24 protein-coding genes and 2 tRNA genes are annotated in these 20,329 nt (G+C 59.2%); 10 read left to right on the forward strand and 16 right to left on the reverse strand.

Annotated features, from left to right (window positions below; translation table 11 throughout):
* Positions 1 to 81 precede the first annotated feature (81 nt).
* Complete coding sequence (locus tag AArcS_RS09175; protein ID WP_238477123.1) at positions 82 to 501, reverse strand: DUF7548 family protein; 420 nt, start codon at positions 499 to 501, stop codon at positions 82 to 84.
* Between the two features lie 91 nt (positions 502 to 592).
* Between AArcS_RS09175 and AArcS_RS09180 the strand changes: the two genes are divergently transcribed.
* Positions 593 to 961 (forward strand): DUF5798 family protein, encoded by a 369-nt coding sequence (locus AArcS_RS09180; RefSeq protein WP_238477124.1) that lies wholly within the window; start codon positions 593 to 595, stop codon positions 959 to 961.
* Between the two features lie 17 nt (positions 962 to 978).
* Here the strand turns inward: AArcS_RS09180 and AArcS_RS09185 are convergent, their stop codons facing one another.
* The 3 genes from AArcS_RS09185 to AArcS_RS09195 all read right to left on the reverse strand — a co-directional run bounded on the left by AArcS_RS09185 (position 979) and on the right by AArcS_RS09195 (position 3,029).
* Positions 979 to 1,380 (reverse strand): CoA-binding protein, encoded by a 402-nt coding sequence (locus tag AArcS_RS09185; RefSeq protein WP_238477125.1) that lies wholly within the window; start codon positions 1,378 to 1,380, stop codon positions 979 to 981.
* A 41-nt stretch (positions 1,381 to 1,421) separates the two neighbouring features.
* A complete protein-coding gene (locus AArcS_RS09190) occupies positions 1,422 to 2,042 on the reverse strand; it encodes an RAD55 family ATPase (RefSeq protein WP_238477126.1) in 621 nt (206 codons plus the stop codon).
* A 132-nt stretch (positions 2,043 to 2,174) separates the two neighbouring features.
* Positions 2,175 to 3,029 (reverse strand): geranylgeranylglycerol-phosphate geranylgeranyltransferase, encoded by an 855-nt coding sequence (locus AArcS_RS09195; protein WP_238477127.1) that lies wholly within the window; start codon positions 3,027 to 3,029, stop codon positions 2,175 to 2,177.
* 133 nt (positions 3,030 to 3,162) lie between these two features.
* Here AArcS_RS09195 and AArcS_RS09200 point away from each other — a divergent pair.
* Positions 3,163 to 3,237 (forward strand) — tRNA-Arg (locus AArcS_RS09200).
* Positions 3,238 to 3,441: 204 nt separating this feature from the next.
* On the opposite strand, the gene AArcS_RS09205 is transcribed toward AArcS_RS09200, so the two are convergent.
* Positions 3,442 to 4,344, reverse strand: a complete 903-nt coding sequence (locus tag AArcS_RS09205; RefSeq protein WP_238477128.1) for an acetamidase/formamidase family protein — start codon at positions 4,342 to 4,344, stop codon at positions 3,442 to 3,444.
* Between the two features lie 60 nt (positions 4,345 to 4,404).
* Entirely contained in the window at positions 4,405 to 5,589 is a 1,185-nt protein-coding gene (locus AArcS_RS09210; RefSeq protein ID WP_238477129.1) for a tRNA sulfurtransferase, read from the reverse strand.
* Between the two features lie 117 nt (positions 5,590 to 5,706).
* Between AArcS_RS09210 and AArcS_RS09215 the strand changes: the two genes are divergently transcribed.
* From AArcS_RS09215 to AArcS_RS09230, 4 genes are all read left to right on the forward strand, one after another.
* On the forward strand, positions 5,707 to 5,865 hold the full coding sequence (locus tag AArcS_RS09215; protein WP_238477130.1) for a hypothetical protein: 159 nt from the start codon (positions 5,707 to 5,709) through the stop codon (positions 5,863 to 5,865).
* A gap of 258 nt (positions 5,866 to 6,123) precedes the next feature.
* Entirely contained in the window at positions 6,124 to 6,672 is a 549-nt protein-coding gene (gene dpsA, locus AArcS_RS09220) for a DNA starvation/stationary phase protection protein DpsA (RefSeq protein WP_238477131.1), read from the forward strand.
* 141 nt (positions 6,673 to 6,813) lie between these two features.
* Entirely contained in the window at positions 6,814 to 8,778 is a 1,965-nt protein-coding gene (locus tag AArcS_RS09225) for a PAS domain S-box protein (RefSeq protein WP_238477132.1), read from the forward strand.
* A gap of 89 nt (positions 8,779 to 8,867) precedes the next feature.
* The gene (locus AArcS_RS09230; RefSeq protein WP_238477133.1) at positions 8,868 to 9,200 is read left to right on the forward strand and encodes a winged helix-turn-helix transcriptional regulator; all 333 of its coding nucleotides are present in this window, start codon (positions 8,868 to 8,870) and stop codon (positions 9,198 to 9,200) included.
* 39 nt (positions 9,201 to 9,239) lie between these two features.
* Here the strand turns inward: AArcS_RS09230 and AArcS_RS09235 are convergent, their stop codons facing one another.
* The 7 genes from AArcS_RS09235 to AArcS_RS09265 all read right to left on the reverse strand — a co-directional run bounded on the left by AArcS_RS09235 (position 9,240) and on the right by AArcS_RS09265 (position 14,541).
* Positions 9,240 to 10,904, reverse strand: a complete 1,665-nt coding sequence (locus AArcS_RS09235) for an HTTM domain-containing protein (RefSeq protein WP_238477134.1) — start codon at positions 10,902 to 10,904, stop codon at positions 9,240 to 9,242.
* A gap of 183 nt (positions 10,905 to 11,087) precedes the next feature.
* On the reverse strand, positions 11,088 to 12,197 hold the full coding sequence (locus AArcS_RS09240; protein WP_238477135.1) for a pyridoxal-phosphate-dependent aminotransferase family protein: 1,110 nt from the start codon (positions 12,195 to 12,197) through the stop codon (positions 11,088 to 11,090).
* 109 nt (positions 12,198 to 12,306) lie between these two features.
* Positions 12,307 to 13,062, reverse strand: a complete 756-nt coding sequence (locus AArcS_RS09245) for a proteasome assembly chaperone family protein (protein WP_238477136.1) — start codon at positions 13,060 to 13,062, stop codon at positions 12,307 to 12,309.
* Between the two features lie 5 nt (positions 13,063 to 13,067).
* Positions 13,068 to 13,250: an RNA-protein complex protein Nop10 gene (locus tag AArcS_RS09250; RefSeq protein WP_238477137.1), complete on the reverse strand. Its 183-nt coding sequence runs from the start codon at positions 13,248 to 13,250 to the stop codon at positions 13,068 to 13,070.
* A complete protein-coding gene (locus AArcS_RS09255; protein ID WP_238477138.1) occupies positions 13,250 to 14,050 on the reverse strand; it encodes a translation initiation factor IF-2 subunit alpha in 801 nt (266 codons plus the stop codon). Before AArcS_RS09255 ends, AArcS_RS09250 begins: the two co-directional genes overlap by 1 nt.
* An 18-nt stretch (positions 14,051 to 14,068) precedes the next feature.
* Complete coding sequence (locus AArcS_RS09260; RefSeq protein ID WP_238477139.1) at positions 14,069 to 14,257, reverse strand: 30S ribosomal protein S27e; 189 nt, start codon at positions 14,255 to 14,257, stop codon at positions 14,069 to 14,071.
* A 5-nt stretch (positions 14,258 to 14,262) separates the two neighbouring features.
* Complete coding sequence (locus AArcS_RS09265) at positions 14,263 to 14,541, reverse strand: 50S ribosomal protein L44e (RefSeq protein WP_238477140.1); 279 nt, start codon at positions 14,539 to 14,541, stop codon at positions 14,263 to 14,265.
* Positions 14,542 to 14,656: 115 nt separating this feature from the next.
* Between AArcS_RS09265 and AArcS_RS09270 the strand changes: the two genes are divergently transcribed.
* On the forward strand, positions 14,657 to 14,911 hold the full coding sequence (locus AArcS_RS09270; RefSeq protein ID WP_238477141.1) for an HAH_0734 family protein: 255 nt from the start codon (positions 14,657 to 14,659) through the stop codon (positions 14,909 to 14,911).
* Between the two features lie 25 nt (positions 14,912 to 14,936).
* Here the strand turns inward: AArcS_RS09270 and AArcS_RS09275 are convergent, their stop codons facing one another.
* Entirely contained in the window at positions 14,937 to 15,326 is a 390-nt protein-coding gene (locus tag AArcS_RS09275; RefSeq protein ID WP_238477142.1) for a methylglyoxal synthase, read from the reverse strand.
* 24 nt (positions 15,327 to 15,350) lie between these two features.
* Positions 15,351 to 17,540 (reverse strand): PAS domain S-box protein, encoded by a 2,190-nt coding sequence (locus AArcS_RS09280; protein WP_238477143.1) that lies wholly within the window; start codon positions 17,538 to 17,540, stop codon positions 15,351 to 15,353.
* Positions 17,541 to 17,638: 98 nt separating this feature from the next.
* Here AArcS_RS09280 and AArcS_RS09285 point away from each other — a divergent pair, with 98 nt between their 5' ends.
* Together AArcS_RS09285 and AArcS_RS09290 are read left to right on the forward strand one after the other, a co-directional pair.
* Positions 17,639 to 18,070: a GtrA family protein gene (locus AArcS_RS09285; protein ID WP_238477144.1), complete on the forward strand. Its 432-nt coding sequence runs from the start codon at positions 17,639 to 17,641 to the stop codon at positions 18,068 to 18,070.
* A gap of 63 nt (positions 18,071 to 18,133) precedes the next feature.
* Positions 18,134 to 18,208, forward strand: a tRNA-Met gene (locus AArcS_RS09290).
* Between the two features lie 192 nt (positions 18,209 to 18,400).
* Here the strand turns inward: AArcS_RS09290 and AArcS_RS09295 are convergent.
* Positions 18,401 to 19,135: a competence/damage-inducible protein A gene (locus AArcS_RS09295; RefSeq protein ID WP_238477145.1), complete on the reverse strand. Its 735-nt coding sequence runs from the start codon at positions 19,133 to 19,135 to the stop codon at positions 18,401 to 18,403.
* Positions 19,136 to 19,249: 114 nt separating this feature from the next.
* Between AArcS_RS09295 and AArcS_RS09300 the strand changes: the two genes are divergently transcribed.
* Positions 19,250 to 20,275, forward strand: a complete 1,026-nt coding sequence (locus AArcS_RS09300; protein WP_238477146.1) for a bactofilin family protein — start codon at positions 19,250 to 19,252, stop codon at positions 20,273 to 20,275.
* Positions 20,276 to 20,329: the final 54 nt, after the last annotated feature.

Consider the following 20,329-nt stretch of genomic DNA (forward strand, 5'->3'; position numbering starts at 1 on the left):
ACCTTTCGACCTCTTAAGGGCCTTTCGACTTTCGCAGAGGACTGTCGTCCCTTCCTGCGATCCACTGCGGAATAGGCGAACCTAGAGGACGTCCAGCGCCGCTGCGTACCAGACACCGGCGATGGGAACAAGCGCCGACACTCCAGCGAGTGCCCACCGATGATAGCCCAGCCACGTTTCGGTCCCGAGTTGCTGGACGAACGCCGTCGGAACGGACAGCGCCCAGACCAGCGCGGAGCCAAGAATAAAGAGTCCGAAAACGAGCGTCGCCCCGGCCATCATCACTGGATCGGAACGCCCCTGTCGGCCCGCGGCGAAAGCGACAAGCGCAACGATCGTCAGCACAGTGATGACCAGTGGACCGACTCCACCGTGATCGTAGTAGGCCGCGATACCCCCAGCACCGGCCTCCGACAGCAACAGGTACGGCAGCGCTACGACCACGAGAATCAACACACATGCAACGATACCGAGTGTCGGCGGAGTTCGGGGCTGTGTCACAACCGAGACTCACGCATCCGACAGTATAAATACGACGTTTGCCGAGGGATGGATCGGAAAACCCACAAGTCACCGGTACGAACCGAACGATATGGGTTTCGGAGACACCGCAAAAAAGATCCAGACGCTCGCCGACCGTGCCGAACATCTGATCGCACAGCTCAAAGACGTCCGCGAGCGAGTCATCGAACTCGAAGAAGGGATCGAAGAGACCAATGGACGGGTCAATGAGCTGGAAAACGACTCGGAGAAACAGCTCGTGCTGCTGAAAGCTATCGCTCGCGAACAGGGAATCGACGCAGACGAGGTGCTCGCAGAAGCCGCGATACAGGAAGCAGAAAGCGAGAACGAAGTATCGGAGGACGACGAACCATCAGCGGACGAAAGAGGGGCTGAAACGGCCGAGCCGACGGGCGAAACTGACGAGGAAGACCCCGTCGAAGACACCATCGAAAACTGACAGGGTTTATCGACTCCTTACTGCCGTCGGCTGTGTTCGATTTTGAGACAGCGATCCTGAACGACATCAATCCCGGCCTCACGTGCCCGGGCGGCGGCCTCGTCGTCACTGATGCCGAGTTGCAGCCAGAGAACTCCCACATCGTCCCGTTCGAGGACGCTGTCGACGATGCCCGATACTTCCTCTGACGGACGGAAAACGTCGACGAGGTCGACTTCGTGTGGGACATCGGTGAGCGAATCATACGCCGTGCGCCCCAGAATCTCGTCTGCGTACGGATTGACCGGAATCACGCCGTACCCGTTCGAATCGAGGTAGCTCGGCACGTCGTGTGCGTCTTTACCCGGAGTCGACGAACAGCCGATGACGGCAATCGTCTCGCTTTCCAGTGCAGCAGTGATCAGTTCGTCGGCATCCATATGGGCGTATATGCGACCAACGCACAAAAGCAGTTGACTCCCTACTGTGCTGTCCGAAGACGCGGGGGCTCCGCGTCGTTTTCCGATAGTTCGACAACACCGTCGAACAGCTGTGTGAGCGTGTTCATCGTCTGATCATCGTGGGCCGTGGAGTCAATTACGTACAACCCGAGCCCATTTGCGCTCTGAACGCGCCCGGTAAAGACGTGGAGGAACCTGAAGACAGTCTGGAGATCGGAATACATCAACAGCGTCGAGACCGAATGCATTAGTACACGGTTCTGCTGGAGCCCCCTACGTTCGTAGAAATCCTGCAAGAACTCGGAGAGTTTGATGCCGATCCCGGTCATATCTACCGGAGATGATGCGTATTTTAGCTGTGGCCCGTCTTCGGCGCTGCCGACCCCGCGCTGTTTTGTGACACAGTCGACAACGCCGAGCGGTCTGTTTTCGACATCGTCGATGCGCTTTCTGTACTCGCTGAGGATTTTGTCGCCGCTGTCCTTGGTCGTAACTACGATCGCACCCTCCTCCTTCCGGGTGCCGTCAGCGAGTATATCGAGCGCCAGACGACGTTTTCCCGAGAGGGGCGGCCCCGTGATCAGGAGGTTCGTGCCTGACTCGAGTTCGGCGTCCGGTAGGACGTCTGCCAGATCATACATGATATGTCCTCATATGCTGGACAGCTTTGCGCTGTGGCCGGTGAGAGTTATAGTGTAAATATACCGAGAGCCACATATAGTACTTTTGATCGCCATTGTTATCGGACAAGAATGACCATCAACCATTTCCGATCACACCGCCAACGATAAGACGACGCTCATCTGCCCAATGATAAACGCGAGTGCTGCGAGAAACATGCCGTATTTGAGATACTGCTGGCCAGCTCGTGGGTGATCGTAACTTCGCATCATTGCAAATAGCATTACTACTACCGCGGGAGCAACGACTAGGACGTACGCGATTCCGAACGATCCCTGAAGATACGGAACAGGACTGACAAGAACCGCAACGAGCAACAGGACGGTACCGACGTGCAATGCCTGACGCTCTCCGATTGCGATCGGGAGCGTGTTCAGCCCCTCCTCACGATCTCCGTCGATATCCTCGACATCCTTGATTATCTCTCTGGTCAACGTCGAGAGTGCCGCCAGCACGAAGAGGACCCCTGCAGCGCTCACGTCACCGACGGCTGCTCCACCGAACAGAAACGTACTCCCGCCGAGATACGCAACCAGCGCGTTTCCAAATCCCGGCAAGCCCTTGAAGAACTCGGTGTATGCGACCAGTGCAATGAGGTTGAACGCCGCGATACCGATCGCTAGTGGCGGGAGCGTCAGAGCAAGTGCCGTCGCGATCCCGAACAGTACGACGCTGAACCACAGCGCCCCGCGCTCGCTTACCGCACCACGCGGGATCGGCCGGTCCGGCTGATTGATACGGTCGATCTCTCTGTCGAAATAGTCGTTGATCGCGTTCCCGGCTCCGGTTGCCAGCGACGTCGCGGCAACCGCAGCGACGACCAGCGCGGCGGACTCGGTGGAAGCGCCGGCGACGAACGCACCGATGAAGGTCAACACTCCAGCTGCGACCGAGTTCATCGGCCGCGTTAACTCGACGTACCCTCGAACCTTCGCCTGGACGTCCATACACACTACTCTCTAAGCCACTCGAAATAAAAGACGCGAAACGGAATACCTGGAACGTGAGTTATGTCCACATGGATACCACTGCCCGAGAAATCAGTGGGTTTAACTTCACCCTTCCCGGATCTATGCGTGCGGGCGCTTAGCTCAGCTTGGACAGAGCACTTGGCTTCGGACCAAGATGTCGCGGGTTCAAATCCTGCAGCGCCCATGGCCGATTTCCGGGGTTGTAATCACCATACAGCAGCGGGTCGAGATGCTGCCCGAACGAAATGCCAGTGCATTCGTTCAATGGTTGCTCGGGTGTGTGATTATCACGAGTGTCCGGGTCCGTCCAGTGAGTCGATCAGGTTTGCACTCTCCGAAATCGTTCTCGACCGATCGATGGTCTAACCCCTGGCAGAACTGTGACGCCTTACAGTGGGTCCGAGAGGTACTCCTTCGGGACCGCGTTCCGAACGGTGACCAGTGGATCAACCACTTGACTGATTTCGAGTCCACCGACGAGGCTGGAGAGCATGTAGGCCTCGGTCGTCGAGAGGTCGTGTTCGGTAGCGAGTAGTTCGATCACGTCCCCATTTGCGAGTTCGCAGGCGGTTTCCATCGTCTCCGCACTCGCGATCGTCTTCCACGCCTCCGGCGTCTCGACGAGCGGGCGCTCCAGTTGGACATCGGTTTCGACCACGTCGACAGTCAGGTCGATCTCGGTGGCGACCTCGCTACCGGTGCCACACATCTCGCCGTCGGCCATCGCAGCCTTGCAGTCGCCCATCGCAAAGAGCGCGCGCTCCTGAAAGACGGGGAAGTATGCGGTGTTTCCGGCGCTCATGTCGGTCGTATCGAGGTTTCCGCCGTGGTCGTGGGGAACGAGTGTGGTGTAAGACTCTCCGGCCGGAGCGACGCCGATCGTCCCGATCACCGGGTCGATCGGGACATCAATACCCTCGAAGGACAGCCGCCCGTCCTCGATCGGCGTCATCCGGCTTTCCGGGGCTTCAATCCCCTGCTGTCCGTCGAGAAGACCAAAGCCGTCGATCGTAATGATCCGTCCGGCAGGTTCGACGACGCGAATCTCCTCGATCTCGATTTCAAGCACGTCCCCCGGGCTTGTACCGTCGACCGCGATCGGTCCCGTGGCAGCGTTGACCTCCTCGGGGATCTCCTCGATGACGTCGGAATCCGCCTGGACGGCACCATCGAGGCTATCCCGCGTTTCGATTGTCAGCGCTGTCCCCGGTTCGACGGTCACGATCGGGTCCATCTCCGGTGCAAACTCGTAGATCGCACCCTGTTCGTGTGTTACTGACTCGCGTGACATGGTCGATACTGCGGAGCGCGATTACCTAAAATGTATGCCATATCACGGACAGATACCGTATCACCGGCCGAGCTCTAGCAGATCGGCCGCCCGGGCATCACGCTGGGCGCGTTCCAAAAGGTCGTCGGGCTCCAGTCGACGGATCTGGTCGATTGATCCGTGTGTTTCGGCCTGCTCCGGGGCAAAACGGTTACAGCCAGCCGAAATTGTCGCGGTATCGAACGTGTTAATTGTCCGCGCGCGCTCGACGATCTTTTCTTTGTCCATGATCAGCAGAGGGCGGTGGACCGGAAGGTCGACAGCCTGACTGGTCACGCCCATATTCGCGGTTGTCTGGCTCGACTTCTGGCCGATAGCCTCGCCGGTGACGATACCCATTGCCCCGCGGTCTTTCGCGATGGTTTCCCCGACCTGATACATGTAGCGACGAAAGGTGAGCATTCGCCCTTCCTGGATGGTCTCGGCGAGGTGGGACACCGTCGCTCCGGCGTCGACGATCCGGAGATCGAAGGAGTGGTTCGGGGAGTACCTCGCGAGGGTTCGTACGGACTCGATCGCACGTTCGCGGTGATCGACTCCTCCGTAGTCGCCCAGATCGAGATAGACTGGAATGATCGGAGCCCCACGGCGCATAACTTCATAGGCAGCGACAGGTGAGTCGATGCCGCCACTGATCAGCGTAACGAGGGGCTCCTGGGTGCCAATGGGGAGTCCCCTCGGCCCTTCGCGCTTCTCGACGAACACGAACGCCTCCGCTTTGCGACACTCGACGTAGAAGGTCAGGTCTGGATCGTCGAGGTCGACTTCAGGATCGAACCGCTCGGAGACGGCGTCCCAGACGGCGCTGCCACCGAACTCGCCGATGTCCTCGCTATCGAACGGCGTTGTATCCCCAGCGCGGCGGGCATCGATGGCGAAGCTACCACCGGTGTAACACGCCTTCGCCGTCCGGACCAGTGCAGATTTGATCGCGGCCCTATCTGCATCAACGACGAGCGCAGGGCTGGCAGAAACGACACCGAATACGTCGCTTGCAGCTGCTGTCGCTGCTTCAACGTCCTCCTCGGCGACATGGATCAGCGGTCGGGTCCATCTGCGCTCGACGTCGCCATCGACTCCACGGTCGGCCAGTATGGCCCGGACGTTCTCGACGAGCCGCCGCTCCATTGCGAGTTGCACCTGCCGACTCTTGGTGTTTACCTCGCCGTGACGGAGCAGTACGGTGTCCGCCCCCGGGGGATGCATGCCCCCGAATAGACCGTAGCCAAATATACACCCTTTGGAGTCGTACGAACGCGACGGTTCTCAGATTCTTAGGCTAACCAAAACCCTTTTAGATTTAGGCCTGCCTAATAATCTGCAATGAGCGCCACGGTCGATCCTGACAAGGGAGAGTCGGCAGATAACGAGGTTCCAACTGTCGCAGTCTGTGAGACTACTCCCGGACGCGTTGTCTTCACAGAAGATGGTAATAGCGATGGCTGGATCGCGACGGATCTGACGGTCTCCCTTTCTCGGTAGGGCAGCATCATTTCGCCGCTTGCCTGTAGTGTTGACTCTCACTGGTTACCGGTGGTCGTCCGCACCGGGTCCGGCGGTCGGTGGTAGATGACGAGGGTAAACAGTAAATTGTGTAGCCAGTGGTGTGAACCGCATCGGAGTCAAGCCGGCATACCTTGCCTACTGATTAACTTAGGGACAATATTATTTTATGAATCTATAAAACTCTTTTAGCGAGTGTGAATCTTTAAGTGCGTAGCCATACAATGTTGAGATGCAATGAGCTCACAGAAACACGCCCGTCAGTCCTTCGGTGACATCCACGAGAGCGAAGCCCTTCGGATTCCCGAAGACAAAGCCGAACAGCTCGTCGAGGCGCTCAACACCGACCTCGCCGCGACGTACGTCCTGTATCACCAGGTCAAAAAGCACCACTGGATCGTCGAAGGTGCGGAGTTCCGCGACCTACACGTCTACCTCGGCGAGGTCGCGGCCGACCTGGAAGAGGGTGCTGATATCCTCGCAGAACGAGCGCAGGCGCTCGGCGGCGTCCCGCTCTCCGGCGGTGCGAACTACGAGGAGCGTGCCCCAGTAACGCCTGAAGACAAGGACGTGTACGATATCCGAACGTCGCTCGAAAACGACCTCGAAATCTTCGGTGACATTACCGAGCAGCTCCGCGAGCACGAGCAGCTCGCCCGCAACCTCGGAGATCCCGCGACTGCCGAGCTCCTTCGAGGGATCCTGATCGACATCGAAGAGCACGGCCACCACCTCGAACACTACCTCGAGGACGACACGCTGGTCACTGAGAGTTCGATGGAGTAATCGATCCGCTGGTTCGGATCGATCGCCTGTTGTTGCCTTTTTGTATAACCGAAAAACATTACTGACGAACGCACGCAGTGGAACCGTGTACCACGGTGCTGCGAACGTGGGACAATCCGTCCCACTCTATCGAAAGAGAACATGAACTCCGAGAACACGGTTCTGTGTCTGTCCAGAGACGCCGATGTCGTCGAACGGTTCGCCAGTCCACTTCGCTGGTCGCATCCCCGGATATCCGTCTGTGCGACGACCCGGCTGGACGAGGCGGGTGCCGAAATCGAATCCGGAACGGTCGACTGTGTCATTGCCGATCAGATGACGATAGAAACGGAATCCGAAGTGCTCGGGGCGATCCGTGAGCAGTACCCGTCTATACCGTTGATAGTGGTTTCCTCCACCGATCTTGACGGTAATAGTGTCGTCTCCGAAGTCGTCGATTTTCTCGATCTCGACGAGGAAAGTGACAAGACAGCCCTCGCCGGGTGGGTTGCAAATGCAGTCGTTCGAGGCCCCGGTTCTACCGCGCGTCCGGTGGGCTCCTCACCCGAGGACATGGTCCACGACATCAAGCGGCTGCTCGTGGATGCGAGTTCGCCGATGGATATCGAACATGCTGTCTGTAACCAGCTCACTGACGGCGGAAGATACACCTTCGCGTGGGTCGGCGAGTACGATGCGGGGGAGCGACAGGTCGTCCCCTGGGTGATGAGTACTGCACCCGACGGATGGCCAACATCGCGGACCTTCAGCGTCGGTCCTAACGCCCCGGAAAACGTACTCGACGAACTTCTCCGGAGACGACAGAGCAAGATCGTTACTGATATCGACTCCTGTCCCGCTAGCTTCCCGTGGCGCTCGGCGGCTCTGGAACAGGGCTGTCACGCCGCTGCGTTCTTCCCGCTGGTCGAAAACAATGACTTACACGGTGTGCTCGGGGTCTATACCGAATCCAGCGACGGTTTTAGTGATATCGAGCTAGACGTCCTCGAAGAGATCGCCGGGACGACTGCTCACGTTCTCGATTCGATTGCTGTCCGGGGAGAGATCGACCAGCAACAGCGAGTGTTAGAACGGTACGAGCGACTGGTCGAAACCGTCGGGGACGGTATGTACGCGCTCGATGCCGGCGGACACTTCATGACGGTAAACAACGGCCTGCTGGAGATGACGGGATACTCCCGTGAGGGATTACTCGGAGAACATGTCTCAATACTACTGGACGAGGACGACATCGAACGTCGCCGCGAGACGGTCGCTCGCCTCGAAGGAACTGCCGATCAGGAAAAAGAAGCGATCGAAATCACGATCAACTGCAAGGACGGAGCCACTATTCCCTGCGAGAATCAGATCGCGCTATTACCCCGTTGTGACTCCCACCGGGGCACTGTGGGTGTGCTCCGCGATATCACCGAACGCAAGAAGCGCGAACGCGAGCTAGAGCGCCAGAATGAACGCCTCGAAGCGTTCGCACGTATCGTCAGCCACGATCTCCGCAATCCTCTCTCCGTTGCCCAGGGCTACGTTGACCTCGCGACAGAACAGGTCGGCGAACTGGAATCACTCGACAACGTCCGTGCAGGGCTCGATCGGATGGAAGATATAATCGGCGACGTGCTCGCACTGGCTCGGCACGGCCAGACCGTGACCGAGACCGAGCAGCTCCATCTCGACGATGTCGCCAGCGACGCCTGGTCGAACGTCGCGACACAGCAGGCACGGATCGAAATCGAAACGTCCGAACCGATCGCGGCCGACCGCTCCCGACTTCTTCGCTCGTTCGAGAACCTGTTCCGGAACAGTATCCAGCACGGGAGAGCGGACGTGACGATCCGTGTCGGCATGCTCTCCGATGTTGGTGGGGGCGTCTCCGGAGAGTCCGGACGATCAACCGGGTTTTACGTCGAGGATGACGGACCGGGGATGCCCGAAGAGATCCGAGAGAACGCTTTCGACTCGTCGTTTACGACCTCCGACGAGGGGCTCGGAATCGGGCTATGGGTCGTCAGGGAGATCGCTTCGGCCCACGGGTGGACGGTGAACGTGACTGAAAGCGACAGCGGCGGCGCACGGTTCGAGTTCCATGACGTACGAGCACATCCCGAGTGAGTCTCGAAGTTGACATCCATACACACAGGTTACATTATGAAATCTGGTTCGTCAAAGAACCTAAATACGGGACCCGCCTACTTCGTCATATGTCGACGGGTACCCCACAGGAAGAGAAACACCACGGTGAGGACGTCTGTTCGGTCGTCGACTCGCTCGAACAGATCGGTTCCCAGTGGCGGTTGATCGTTCTCAACGACCTGCAGGACGGCGAAAAGCGGTTCAACGAACTCAAACGCTCGACCGGAGCCAGCTCTCGAACGCTCTCGCGTGTCCTCGATGATCTTCAGGAGACGGGCTTCGTGACGCGTCGACTCGAAGAGGACGCGCCGGTCGCGACCTACTACGACCTCACCGAGAAGGGAGTGTCGCTCTGTCCCGTTTTCGATGAGATCGAATCCTGGGCGGACGAGTGGCTGTAACGGGCCGCTGACGGACTCGCGAAGCTGCTCCACCTCGTATTATCCGTCAGGTGGCTGAATCACGGTTGGATCATAGTCCTCACAGCCATGGCGGTAGATCTCCAGATACGTCCGGTCACGGTCGGACGGCCTGTCTATCGTTTCTCGCGTAATCTCTTCGCGTACCATGTACATGTTGACGTGTGTGAGTTCCGTCCCGTGCTCGTCGGCCCACTGCTCGCAGATGTGTTCGGCGAGATAGCGGGGAACATCGTTTCCGTACTGGCCGCCGCGGCGGACGCTGTTCATGTAGAAGCGTTCACGATACGTCCCGTGCTGTCGCTGTAATCGGTCGTACGGGCGGTCGTAGGTCACTTCTCGTGCGTTGTATGCGTCGACGAGGTCTCCCTCGGCGGTGCGTGCCGGGAAGACGTAGTATCGGTCCTCGGTCCGTGGCTGGGCGAAGATCCCCCAGGCAACCGGCTGGTCGACTCCGGCGCTTTCGGCGACTGTCTCGACGTGCCGAAGTCCCGTGACCCCGTCCAGCCCGTCGACGAGGACGTCGTCGATCGTCTCTTCGGTCGGCTGGTGGTCAGTAGCTGCAACCGCTGTCCCGATCTGGAATAGAAAAACCGCCGAAACCAGCACGATCGTCACGACCACGATACCGAGCGTGACGGTGTAGACCCCACTCCGGAGGCGCTGTATCCGGCCGGCTGGGACGCCAAACCGTTCGATGTCGCCGATAAGCGGTGACGCCGGGACGAGCATCGCCAGATTCCCCACGGACGCCCGGATCCCATCGACATCGACTCCCACTCGATCGAGCAGGGTTCGCACCTGCTGCCAGAAGACCGGTGGAAGGAACAGCAACAGTCCGGCAATCGAGACGTACGGGAACGCGCCGATCCGGACCGTCACCGCAAAGGAAAGGTGTCCGGCGACGAACAGACCCACGAGTGCCAGTCGTCCTCGCCCGACAAGGGCCAGCAGGAGCCACGAGCCGAGTAACATAAGGTACCAGACGAAGCCACCGATCCCGAGCAAGGTTGGAACCTCCCGTAGGAGATCCCCCAGCAAGAAGGTCATTTCGTCGATGCCAAAGACAAGCGTCCCGGCGGTTCCGCCGACCCACTCCTCGGACAGCGACTTCGTGAGCCCGTTTGTAAAGTAGACATAGACTACCTGCACGAGCACCAGTGCGGTTGCGGCGCTCGCCACCGACGCCCGCGGTGCTCGGTCCCGGTGGACGGCGTCAACCGACCACCGCTCGCCGAGTGGGAGAAACATCGCCCAGAACAACAGGAAACGAAACAGCGTATCGGCGTAGCTCAGCACGAGCGGGTTGTGATGATCCAGTGAGACAACAAAAAGGAACGTTAACACCGTAGCGAGGCGGGTTTTGTAGCCCACGATCAACTGTAGCGCAATGATTCCCTGAAGAACGAACAGCGCGCCGATCAGTGTCGGATCTGTCGTAAGATGATAGATCGAGACCGCATATTCAGCTGACAGTTCGCGCGCGAGCGAGCGGGGAACCACGCCGGCTTCAGTGTAGAAGAATCCGAAATTGCGAGATCTGAGCAGCAGGTCGGCGATGACGAGCAGCCCGGCCAGTATGCGAAACGCCGCGAGCGACCGGCTGTCGATTCGGATCCGGCGCGTGAAGGCAGTTTGCAGCCGGGCAAACAGGGACGGCGATCCGCCGAATCCACGGGACGACATCTATCAATGACACACGGGGACGAATGATATTCCTTGTGGGGGAGAGTAGCTATCAGATCCCGATCATGCAACGGTCACCAGCAAGAGAGTGACAGCCGTCAAACCCGCTCGTTCGTTATCAGGGATCCTCGGTCCGGAGAGGATATCGGAAGAACAGTCACCGGATGCGGCCAGTAGGGGCGACTACAGATCCGCGACGTCTTCGATCGCGTCGGTGAGTTCCTTGATACTCTCGACGTCGTGTTCTCCCATGTGGCCGATGCGGAACGACTCCTCGCTGAGGTCGCCGTAGCCACTGGAGAAGGCCAGATCGTACTTCTCGTTGACCTCGGCCACGGTCTCGGCGACATCTATCCCCTGCGTGTTCTCGATACAGGAGACCGTCTGGGACTCGTAGCCCTCCTCGGGGAACATGGCGAAGTGCTCGCGGGCCCATTCGCGGGTGTACTCGGCCATCTCCCGGTGGCGCTCGTCTCGCGCTTCGTGACCTTCCTCGAGCATGTGTTTCATCTGCTTGCGGTAGGCCAGCATGATCGGGATCGCGGGCGTCGAGTGGGTCTGGCCCTTCCGGTCGTAGTAGTCCAGACAGCGCTGGAAGCCGCCGTACCACGACGCCTCGTCCTTTTCGAGTTCGCGCTCGTAGGCCTCGTCGCTGACGACACAGATCGCAAGTCCCGGCGGCATCGCGAACGCCTTCTGTGAGGACGCAAAGAGGACGTCAATGCCGTGTGCATCAATATCAATGTAGTCACCGCCCAGTGAGGAGACCGCGTCGACGACGAAGTATGTGTCCTCGTACTCGTCGACGACATCACCGATCTCCTCGATCGGGTTCCGGACGCCGGTCGAGCTCTCGTTTTTGACGACGGCGACCACGTCGTAGTGCTTGTCGCTCGTTTCGAGCGCCTCGCGGATGTCCTCAGGCTTGACCGCGTTGCCCCACTCGTAATCGATCGTGTCGACGTTCTTGCCCAGTCGCTCGGCAACGTTGGCGTGGCGTTCACTGAAGCTTCCACAGGTCGCCACGAGGATGTTCTCGTCGACGAGGTTGAGCGTCGACGCTTCCCAGAACTCCGTACCTGACCCGGTGAGGATAATGACGTCGTTCTCGGTGCCGAGGAACTCTTTTGTGTCCTCGACGATCGTCGTGTAGAGGTCGGTCATCCGGTCCATTCGATGGCCGAACATCGGCTGGGCCATTGCGTCGATGACGTCCTCGCGGACTTCGGTCGGACCGGGAATATACAGTTTCTTGTCGGTGTAGTCGTCGCGGTATTCGCGTTTTTCTGTCACAGGAGCCACCTATCTGTATGACAGTCCCACTCGCGCGGACATGGATGTTTTGATCCGTTTCTGCGTATCTGAAATACGGAGCGAATCTCGTTGGTGAGAAAGGAGGCCGCTAGCCGATATACCGCAGGTCGTCGTCGCTCGGAACGTTCTGTTGCTGTTCCATCTCCTGAATCTTCCCGATGACTTCCTCCATCTCGTCGGCACGTTCTTCGAGACTGCCGAAGTCAACCTCGAAGCTCAGGACCTCCTGCAGGATCTCCAGAACGGCCTGTGCGCTCTTTGGATCGACGAGATAGCCGCTCGTCTGACCCATCAGACAGGCGGCCTCGTGGCCGCGTCGTCCACCGAGGCCGAGCAGCAGGCCGCTCACTCCGACGATACCGCCCGCGGGCTCGGATTCACGGAACTCGACACCAGCGTCGGTCAGTCGCTCGACGACGTCCTCGTCGGAGGCCGCTCCAAGCACGTCGTACTCCTCGATCAGTTCGCCGGTCGGGACACCACCGAGCGCGTACACCTCGGTTACGCCGAACTCCTCGGCGACGTCGAGGAACGTGTCGGTGAGTTCGTAGTGGCCCTCGTTGCTCTGCGCCTGATGATCCCCAGAGAGAATGAGCAGGTCACGTCCCACCGTCTCGATGGCATGGAACTCCGCACACGTGAGTTCTGCGACCCCATCATCACCGACTTCAACTTGCGGCGGGAACTGATCCGAGTACACTCGTCTGACGAGCGTCCCATCCAGCTCGTCGAGCAAGTGTTCGGCAGCGAGTTTCCCGACGTGTCCGACGCCCGGAAGTCCTTCGACGAGCACCGGATCCTGTAGCTCGACGTCTTCGATGGTTTCGACATCGACTTCGTTCATACCGCTTACTCGTGTGCGCGTCGCTTAAGTGCGCGTCGGTACTCGCCGTACGGATCCTCGGGGTTGAACGGTGCGGGAGCACTGTTTATCGCGTCGGCTCCGCATTCGGGACAGTTCGAAGAAAGGGTATACACCGGACGTTCGTGCGCATCGCGCCACGCCGAACAGATCCGGATGTCAGATTTCATTACTCGTCGTCGGTACGGCGTTCGCGGTGGAACTCGCCGGTCCCGCCGATCCCCTCGATCATATCGATGGCGCGGTTGGCGCTCGTTTCGAGTTCGCTTTCGGCGGTCTTGTAATTCGGCGCTTGCACCCTGATCCGATACTCCGGCGAGCCGACGTAGGTCACTTCGAGGTCGACCTCGTCGGGCACCTCACCGTTGCCCTCTGCGGCTTTCAGCGCTTCCTTGATCGAATCGACCCCCTCGGCGGTGGGACATTCGAGGTCAACGTAGCCGGTGACGTTGACGTAGGGAACCGAAACGTTCTCGCGAGCCGTCTCGACGAGCGCGTCGAGATCATCGTCGTCGAGATCGGTTCCTTCGAGCGCTTCGTGACCGTGGATGGCGGCCTCCTCGAAGCCGTCGTAGAGGCTGCCGAACTCCGCGAGGATCTCGTTGGCGACGCGGGTGTATGTTTCGTCGTCGACGTCCTCACCGAATGCGAGTAGCATCCAGTTGTCCGCTTTCTGCTCGTTTTTCCACTCCTGGATCTTCTCGGAGCGCTGGTGGTCGTTGACGTCTTTGATCGAGAGATCGATCTGCTGGGCGTCCTCATCTACGTCGAGGACCTTGCAGACGACCGTCTGTCCTTCCCGGACGTGATCGCGGACGTTCTTGATCCAGCCGGAAGCGACCTCGCTGACGTGTGTCAGTCCGCGTTTGTCCTCGTACTCCTTGAGATCGACGAAGACGCCGAAGTCCTCGATCTCGTCGACCTCGCCGACGACGAGCTCGCCGGACTCTGGCCAGCCGCTAAATTTCATCGTCGATCACCTCGACGCTCACTCCGCCTCGACGGTACGGTTCTCGACGACGTCGAGGACCTCGCCCTCGAACTCCGCCTTTCCACCGGTGGGTGTGGCGAGCGTGACGCCACAGACCGCACACGAGACCTCTGTGGAAGCTTTGCCGAAGACGACCTGTTCGTTCTCACAGTCCGGACACTGCACGTTGTAGAAATTTCCTGCCATCGTAATCACTCCTGGAACGTCAGGCGACCGGCACGCCAGCCCTGACGGAGGTGGGCCTTGCCGCACTCGCCACAGCGGTATTTGAGGTCTGTCTTCTTGGTGGGCTTGTCGCCACCGGGCACCTTCGAGAACTTGCCGTCGTTCCCGATTCCCTTGTTACGTCGCTCCTGCCGGTCGATCCACTTCATTCCGGTAGTTCGACCGGTCCGAACCTTCTCGACCTCGTGTTCGTAGTGCTCGTTGCAGTGCGGGCAGTACGTGTTAAATCGGCGTGGCATTTCCATAGATATCGGCCTCTTGGAGTGTGATAATCCACGGGCGCTTAAAACCCGTTTGGTTCGGGACGGCCCACGACTCGGTCTCGAAGCGCTTAATTGACGGTCGGACGAACGGAGACACATGAAACGCCTCATCATCAGCGGGGATCCGGGGGTTCGTCGCAACGCCGTCATCGAGCACGGTGGCGAGGAACTGACACTGTTCCAGATCAATCGCAACGGAGACTGGCACGGCCCCGACGAGGTCCAGCTGTGGTGTGTCGCCGGAACCGAAGACGAGCGCGAGAGCTACGACAAACGCGAGTACATCCCGCACTTCCTCGACGTCGACCGGCTCGACGCCGGAGAGGTCACCGTTATCGAACGAGCAGGATAGCGCAACGTCAAAAATTCGACCGCTTCTATTCGTCCTGATGGACCGGTCGATCCGCGAGTCCCTTCAGCAGGTACTCCGCCGAGGCGAGGTTCGTCGCCAGCGCCGTGTCGTGAACGTCACAGATCCGTAACAGTGCTGAGATGTCAGGTTCGTGGGCCTGTGCACGGAGTGGGTCACGCAGGAACACGATCCCATCGAGGATACCCTCGGCGACTTCCGCACCGATCATCATGTCCCCACCGAGCGGGCCGGATTCCTTGCGCTCGATCTCGAGATCGGTTTCTTCCATCAGGCGCTTGCCGGTCGTCCCCGTCGCGATGAGGTCGTACTGCTCCAGAAGCTCCTCGTGTTCCTGTGCGAGGTCGATCATTTCCGGTTTCTTGTCGTCGTGTGCGATCAGTGCAACACGTGTCATACTCCTACCTCTCACGGAGAGAGGTTAGGCGTTTTGCTCGGCAGCCGACGCTGAAGGGAGACGGACGATGACGCGACTCCCTGTCTCGGGGCGCTCGCTGTACTGGACGGAGCCGCCGAACTCGTCGACGATCCACTGTGTCAGTATCAGGCCGATGCCCTTCCCGTGCCGAAGCTGGGTTGGTGCATCCCGGACCTCCTCGTTGATCATCGACCACTCGTCCTCGGGAATCCCTGGACCAGTATCGGCTATTTCGATCCGCGCAGTATCACCGCGCCCGGACACACGAACGTCAACCTGTGGGTGATCGTCCGTGTTATGCTCGATTCCGTTTTCGATCAGCTGTTCGAGGACGATTCCGAGTCGCTCGTCACACTCGGCAACGACCGACCCATCTATCGCCACGTTCACCGTAGCCGCCGGGTACTCACGCTCGAGCGCTCGTGACACCGTTTTCACCACCGGCTCGACATCCAGGTTGGCAGTATCCCTGACCGGGGCGAGAATCAGGTCGACCATCTCCTTTGCTTTTTCACTGGTAGAGAGCAGATTATCCGCCGCAGTGTCGATCTGTCCGGCGTACTCGATCAGTTCCGGATCTGAGATCGAGTCCGCGAGCGTTCCGGCGTAGCCCCGAATCGCGGTCAGGTCGTTTCGGATATTATGCCGCAAGAGCCGATTGAGGACCCGCAGTAGCTGCTCTCGTTCCTTGAACTCGGTGATATCACGCCCTTCCGGGACCAGAAAGACGACCTCACCACTGTCGTCAGTGATCGGCCTGATCGAAAAGTCGATGATAGTATCTTGCCCCTTGGCTCGAACACGGAGCTCGTCCCGGTACCAGTCGCCGGACAGCGCCTGCTCGAAGCCACGGCGAAGCGACCGCTGAGCGTCGTCGGTGCAGAGCTCCAGAGCCTCCCACAGTTGCAACCCGATCACGTCGTTTCGGCTCAGATTCGTGAACGCGAGTCCGGCATCGTTCACCTCGATGAGCGTTCCCTCGGGATCTAGCAACCCTGTGAACTGGTAGGTGTTGTTAAACACCGCCTCGAACCGTCGCTGCTGTTCTAGCCGCCCCGAGATATCACGACCGAGCCCGACGAGTTCCCTCTTTCCGCGATCGCTGTTCGAGAGCGGCGCACTCGTGAACTCGTAGGGGATCTGTTCGCCCGATTTCGTCCTTAGTTGCGCTTTGACAGTCGTCGATTCTTCGTCTTCAAGGACAGTCCGTATTTTCGATCTGACAGCGTCCCGATCCTCCGTTGCAATGAATTCTTCCGGACCCATATCGACGATCTCGTCGTCGGAGTAGCCAGTCACACTCCGGAACCGATCGTTCCACCGTGTGAACTGCCCCTCCTCATCGAAGACATAGAGGATGTCCGGAAGCGCCTCGAAGATGCTTTTGGTTAGCGCTTTCTCCTCCCGAAGCGAGCGCTCGCGTTCACGTCGTTCTGTTACGTCCTGCATCGCCCCCCGAACGCGAACCGTCTCATCGTCCTCGACCTGTGGAACACCTCTCGTACGAACCCAACGCTGTTCGCCGTGATATGTAATTATTCGAAGTTCATGATCGAACGGCTCGCCCTCCTCAATTGCGTTCAACAGCGATTCTCGCAGCACTGTCCGGTCGGCCTCGTGGTAGAACTCCAGAGCATCCACGACGCTCGGTTCATAGTCCAGGGACAGCCCGTGGATCCGATGTACCTGATCGGTCCAGTGGAGGGTATCGGTCTGGAGATCCAGTTCCCACCCTCCCACGTTGGCCATTTCCTGTGTCCGAGCGAATAGGTCGTTCTGTTGTCGCAGACGCCGTTCGTACTCCTTTTGCTGGGTTATCTCGACGATGACTCCTTCGAGTGCAACGACTGCGTCGTTCTCGACGATCGGGAGACCGCGCTCGAAGACGTGTTTGATCTCTCCATTACTCGTCCTGATATCGTAGGTGACGCTGAACTGCGAGCGGTTCTCGATTGCAGTGTCGATGTCCTCAGTCAGGGTTGTGGACGTACCGTCGCAGATTAACTCCCCGAAGGTCACTTCGTTGTCTTCGAACAGCTGTACCGGGTACCCGGTGAGCGACTCAACCTGTCCGCGTAGAAACGTCATCTCCCACGGTGGCTGTGGCTCGCACCGGTACGCGAGACCAGGGAGGTTATCGATGAACCGTATCAGATGTTGTTCCAGTTCATCGGGAGAGTCACTATCGAACACACGTTCTCCTGATATACGTCACAAGTAAAGTAATTAAACCTCACGACAGAGTCGCATGGCTTTTCACTGCTCACAGAAGAGACATACGACGATCAGGAATGCTTGACGTCGTGCGGGCACGGCTTCGATCACTGGTATCCGGTGGCCGACTCGTCCGGTTCGCTACCGTCGGCCTCGTCGGTACCACGATCGATTTCGCCGTCCTGATCACGCTCGTCGAACGCTGGGAATTCCCGCTTGAACTCGCCAAGGTTATCGCCGTCGAGGCTGCGATACTCGTCATGTTCGTCCTGAACGACCGCTGGACGTTCTCGCAGTGGGGGAACGACGGCTATCGGTCCCTCCTGCGACGCCTCGCCACCTCGAACGCCGTCCGTCTCGGCGGACTCACCGTCGCTACTGTCGTCCTCTCCGTACTGGTTCGAGTGTTCGGCGTGCCGTACCTGCTGGCCAACGCCGTGGGTATTGCCTGTGGTTTCGTCGTCAACTTTCTGGCGGAGAGCTACTTCACCTGGAGCGTCCACGAATGAGGAGAACCCACATGGGACAGGTGAAACACAACCCTTAACTAGCGGACGGCGGTACGAACTGGTAGCGGGATGGGATAGCCAGGAGATTCCGGCGGGCTCATAACCCGCAGATCGGTAGTTCAAATCTACCTCCCGCTACTTTTTGAGAACTCAACTACCCAGCGAGCCGTTTTATCGGCGAGCGATACCTGAGTTCTCAGAAGTACGACGAGTAGATTTGAAGTAGACAACGAGGGAGCACTGCGACCGAAGTTGGCGTGGTTCAAATCTACCTCTCCGAACACTACAGTTTTCGAAGTATACACTACAAATATTGTAGTACGTCGTCCCTCACACCACTCTGTCGACTGTAACTCTGATTTCCAGCCACTCTACAGCCCTTTTGACGGCATTACCGTCTTCGCCGCTTACTTTCAGTCGGTTCAGTCCACCCGTATCCGGATAGCTCCCCACCTGCACATCAAACTTCTCGCGCACGCCCGCAAGGACGTCGACCATCGAGCCTTCGGGCTGGGGCGTGTACAGCGTCCGCGACGTGACATCACCGTCGAACTCGTGGGCAACGGTCTCGAAGAGAGCCTGCATCTCGGCGGGGGCGCCAGGGAAGGCGTAGACGGTCCCCAGCACGCAGCCGGGGCACAGTCCCTCGGGATTGATGATCGCGCGAGCGCCCTCGGGCAGTGACGCCCACGCGTTGAGGTCAAGATCGAGATCGTGTTCGGCGACGAGGTCGGGATTGGCATCTCGGTAGGCCGCTGCGGTTTCGAGGACGTCCTCACGCACCGCCGGATCGACGACCAGTTCGCGATCGAACACGTCGGCGAGGGCATCGACTGTGACGTCGTCGTGGGTCCCACCGAGGCCGCCGGTGATCACGACGGCGTCGAAGCGGTCGTTCCAGTCGTCGACCGTCTCGACGATAAGTTGGCGGTCGTCCGGCAGGGTGAGGATCCGGGCGACCGTCGACCCATGAGCGGTGATCTGCTCGGCGAGCCAGGTGGCGTTCGTGTTCGGCGTGTCGCCAGCGAGCACTTCGTCCCCCACGGTGAGGATAGCCGTTTTCATCGATTGAAGAACGTGCTCGGTGGGCAAAAGGCTACTCGCCAGGAAGTAGAGCGAGTCAACTGGAAACTGTTTCTGAACTAACTACTTGTCTCGCTTCGGTGAATGTACATCTGAATGAGACGTTCGTTCGTCGTTCTCGCGGTGTTGGCACTCGTCAGTATCCTCGCAGTCGGTCCCGCGGTCGTCGCGGCAGACGAGACTCGAACTGGTGGCACAGTCGTCGTCGAGGAGGGAGAGACCGCCGAAGATCTGACCGTCGCTGGCGGGACGGTCGTCATTGATGGAACCGTCGAGGGAGAACTCCGAGTCATCGGGGGGACGGTAACGATCGATGGCGACGCCGAGGATGTCTCGGTACTCGGGGGCGATGTCCGGATTACCGGCGACGTGAGCGGCGATCTACAGGTCATCGGTGGAAACGTCTGGATCGGCGAGACGGCGACCGTCGGGGGGTCGGTGTCGATCGCCGCCGGATCAGTGACGATTGACGGGACGGTTCAGGGTGACGTCGAGGCGGGATCGGGAACGATCACGCTCGGATCGAGCGCGGTAATCGATGGGGATCTTTCTTACGCTGGCGAACTCGACACCCAGCCCGGAGCGGAAGTCGGCGGCGAGACGACACGTGATCCCGGCACCGCGATCGGGCCGGCGGAGTATCCCGAGGGGCTTGAGTGGGCCATTGCGGCGTACGCACTGCTGTTGAACATGCTGCTAGGAGCGATACTGCTCGCTCTCGGCCCGCGATTCTCACTGGCGGTAAGTGACCGGTTCAGGGAATCTACACTGTCCAGTGCTGGTGTTGGACTGCTGGCCATCATCGTGGTGCCGATCGTACTCGGGCTCCTTGTACTGAGTGTCCTGGGGATCCCGATTGCTCTGGTTGGGTTCCTGTTGTTCGCCGTCTTTCTATGGATTGCGACCGTCTACGGGCGATTCGCGGTCGGCATGTGGCTACTCTCGGTTGCGTCCGCGCGGAACCGGTGGCTCGGGTTGATCATCGGCCTCCCGCTGGTCGCACTCGTAGCGCAACTGCCGTACGTTGGGAGCTTGATCGCAGGACTCGTGACACTCGTGGGAGTTGGTGCAGTGACTCTGGCGTTGCGAGACGCGAAAGCTACTGGTGAGCTATCGGAATAGAGCTCCTATGACGCACAAGTGGCGGCAAAATCCTGCTCCAGGACAAAAATGATA

This window comes from Natranaeroarchaeum sulfidigenes, assembly GCF_017094485.1.
GTDB classification, from domain to species: Archaea; Halobacteriota; Halobacteria; order Halobacteriales; family Natronoarchaeaceae; genus Natranaeroarchaeum; species Natranaeroarchaeum sulfidigenes.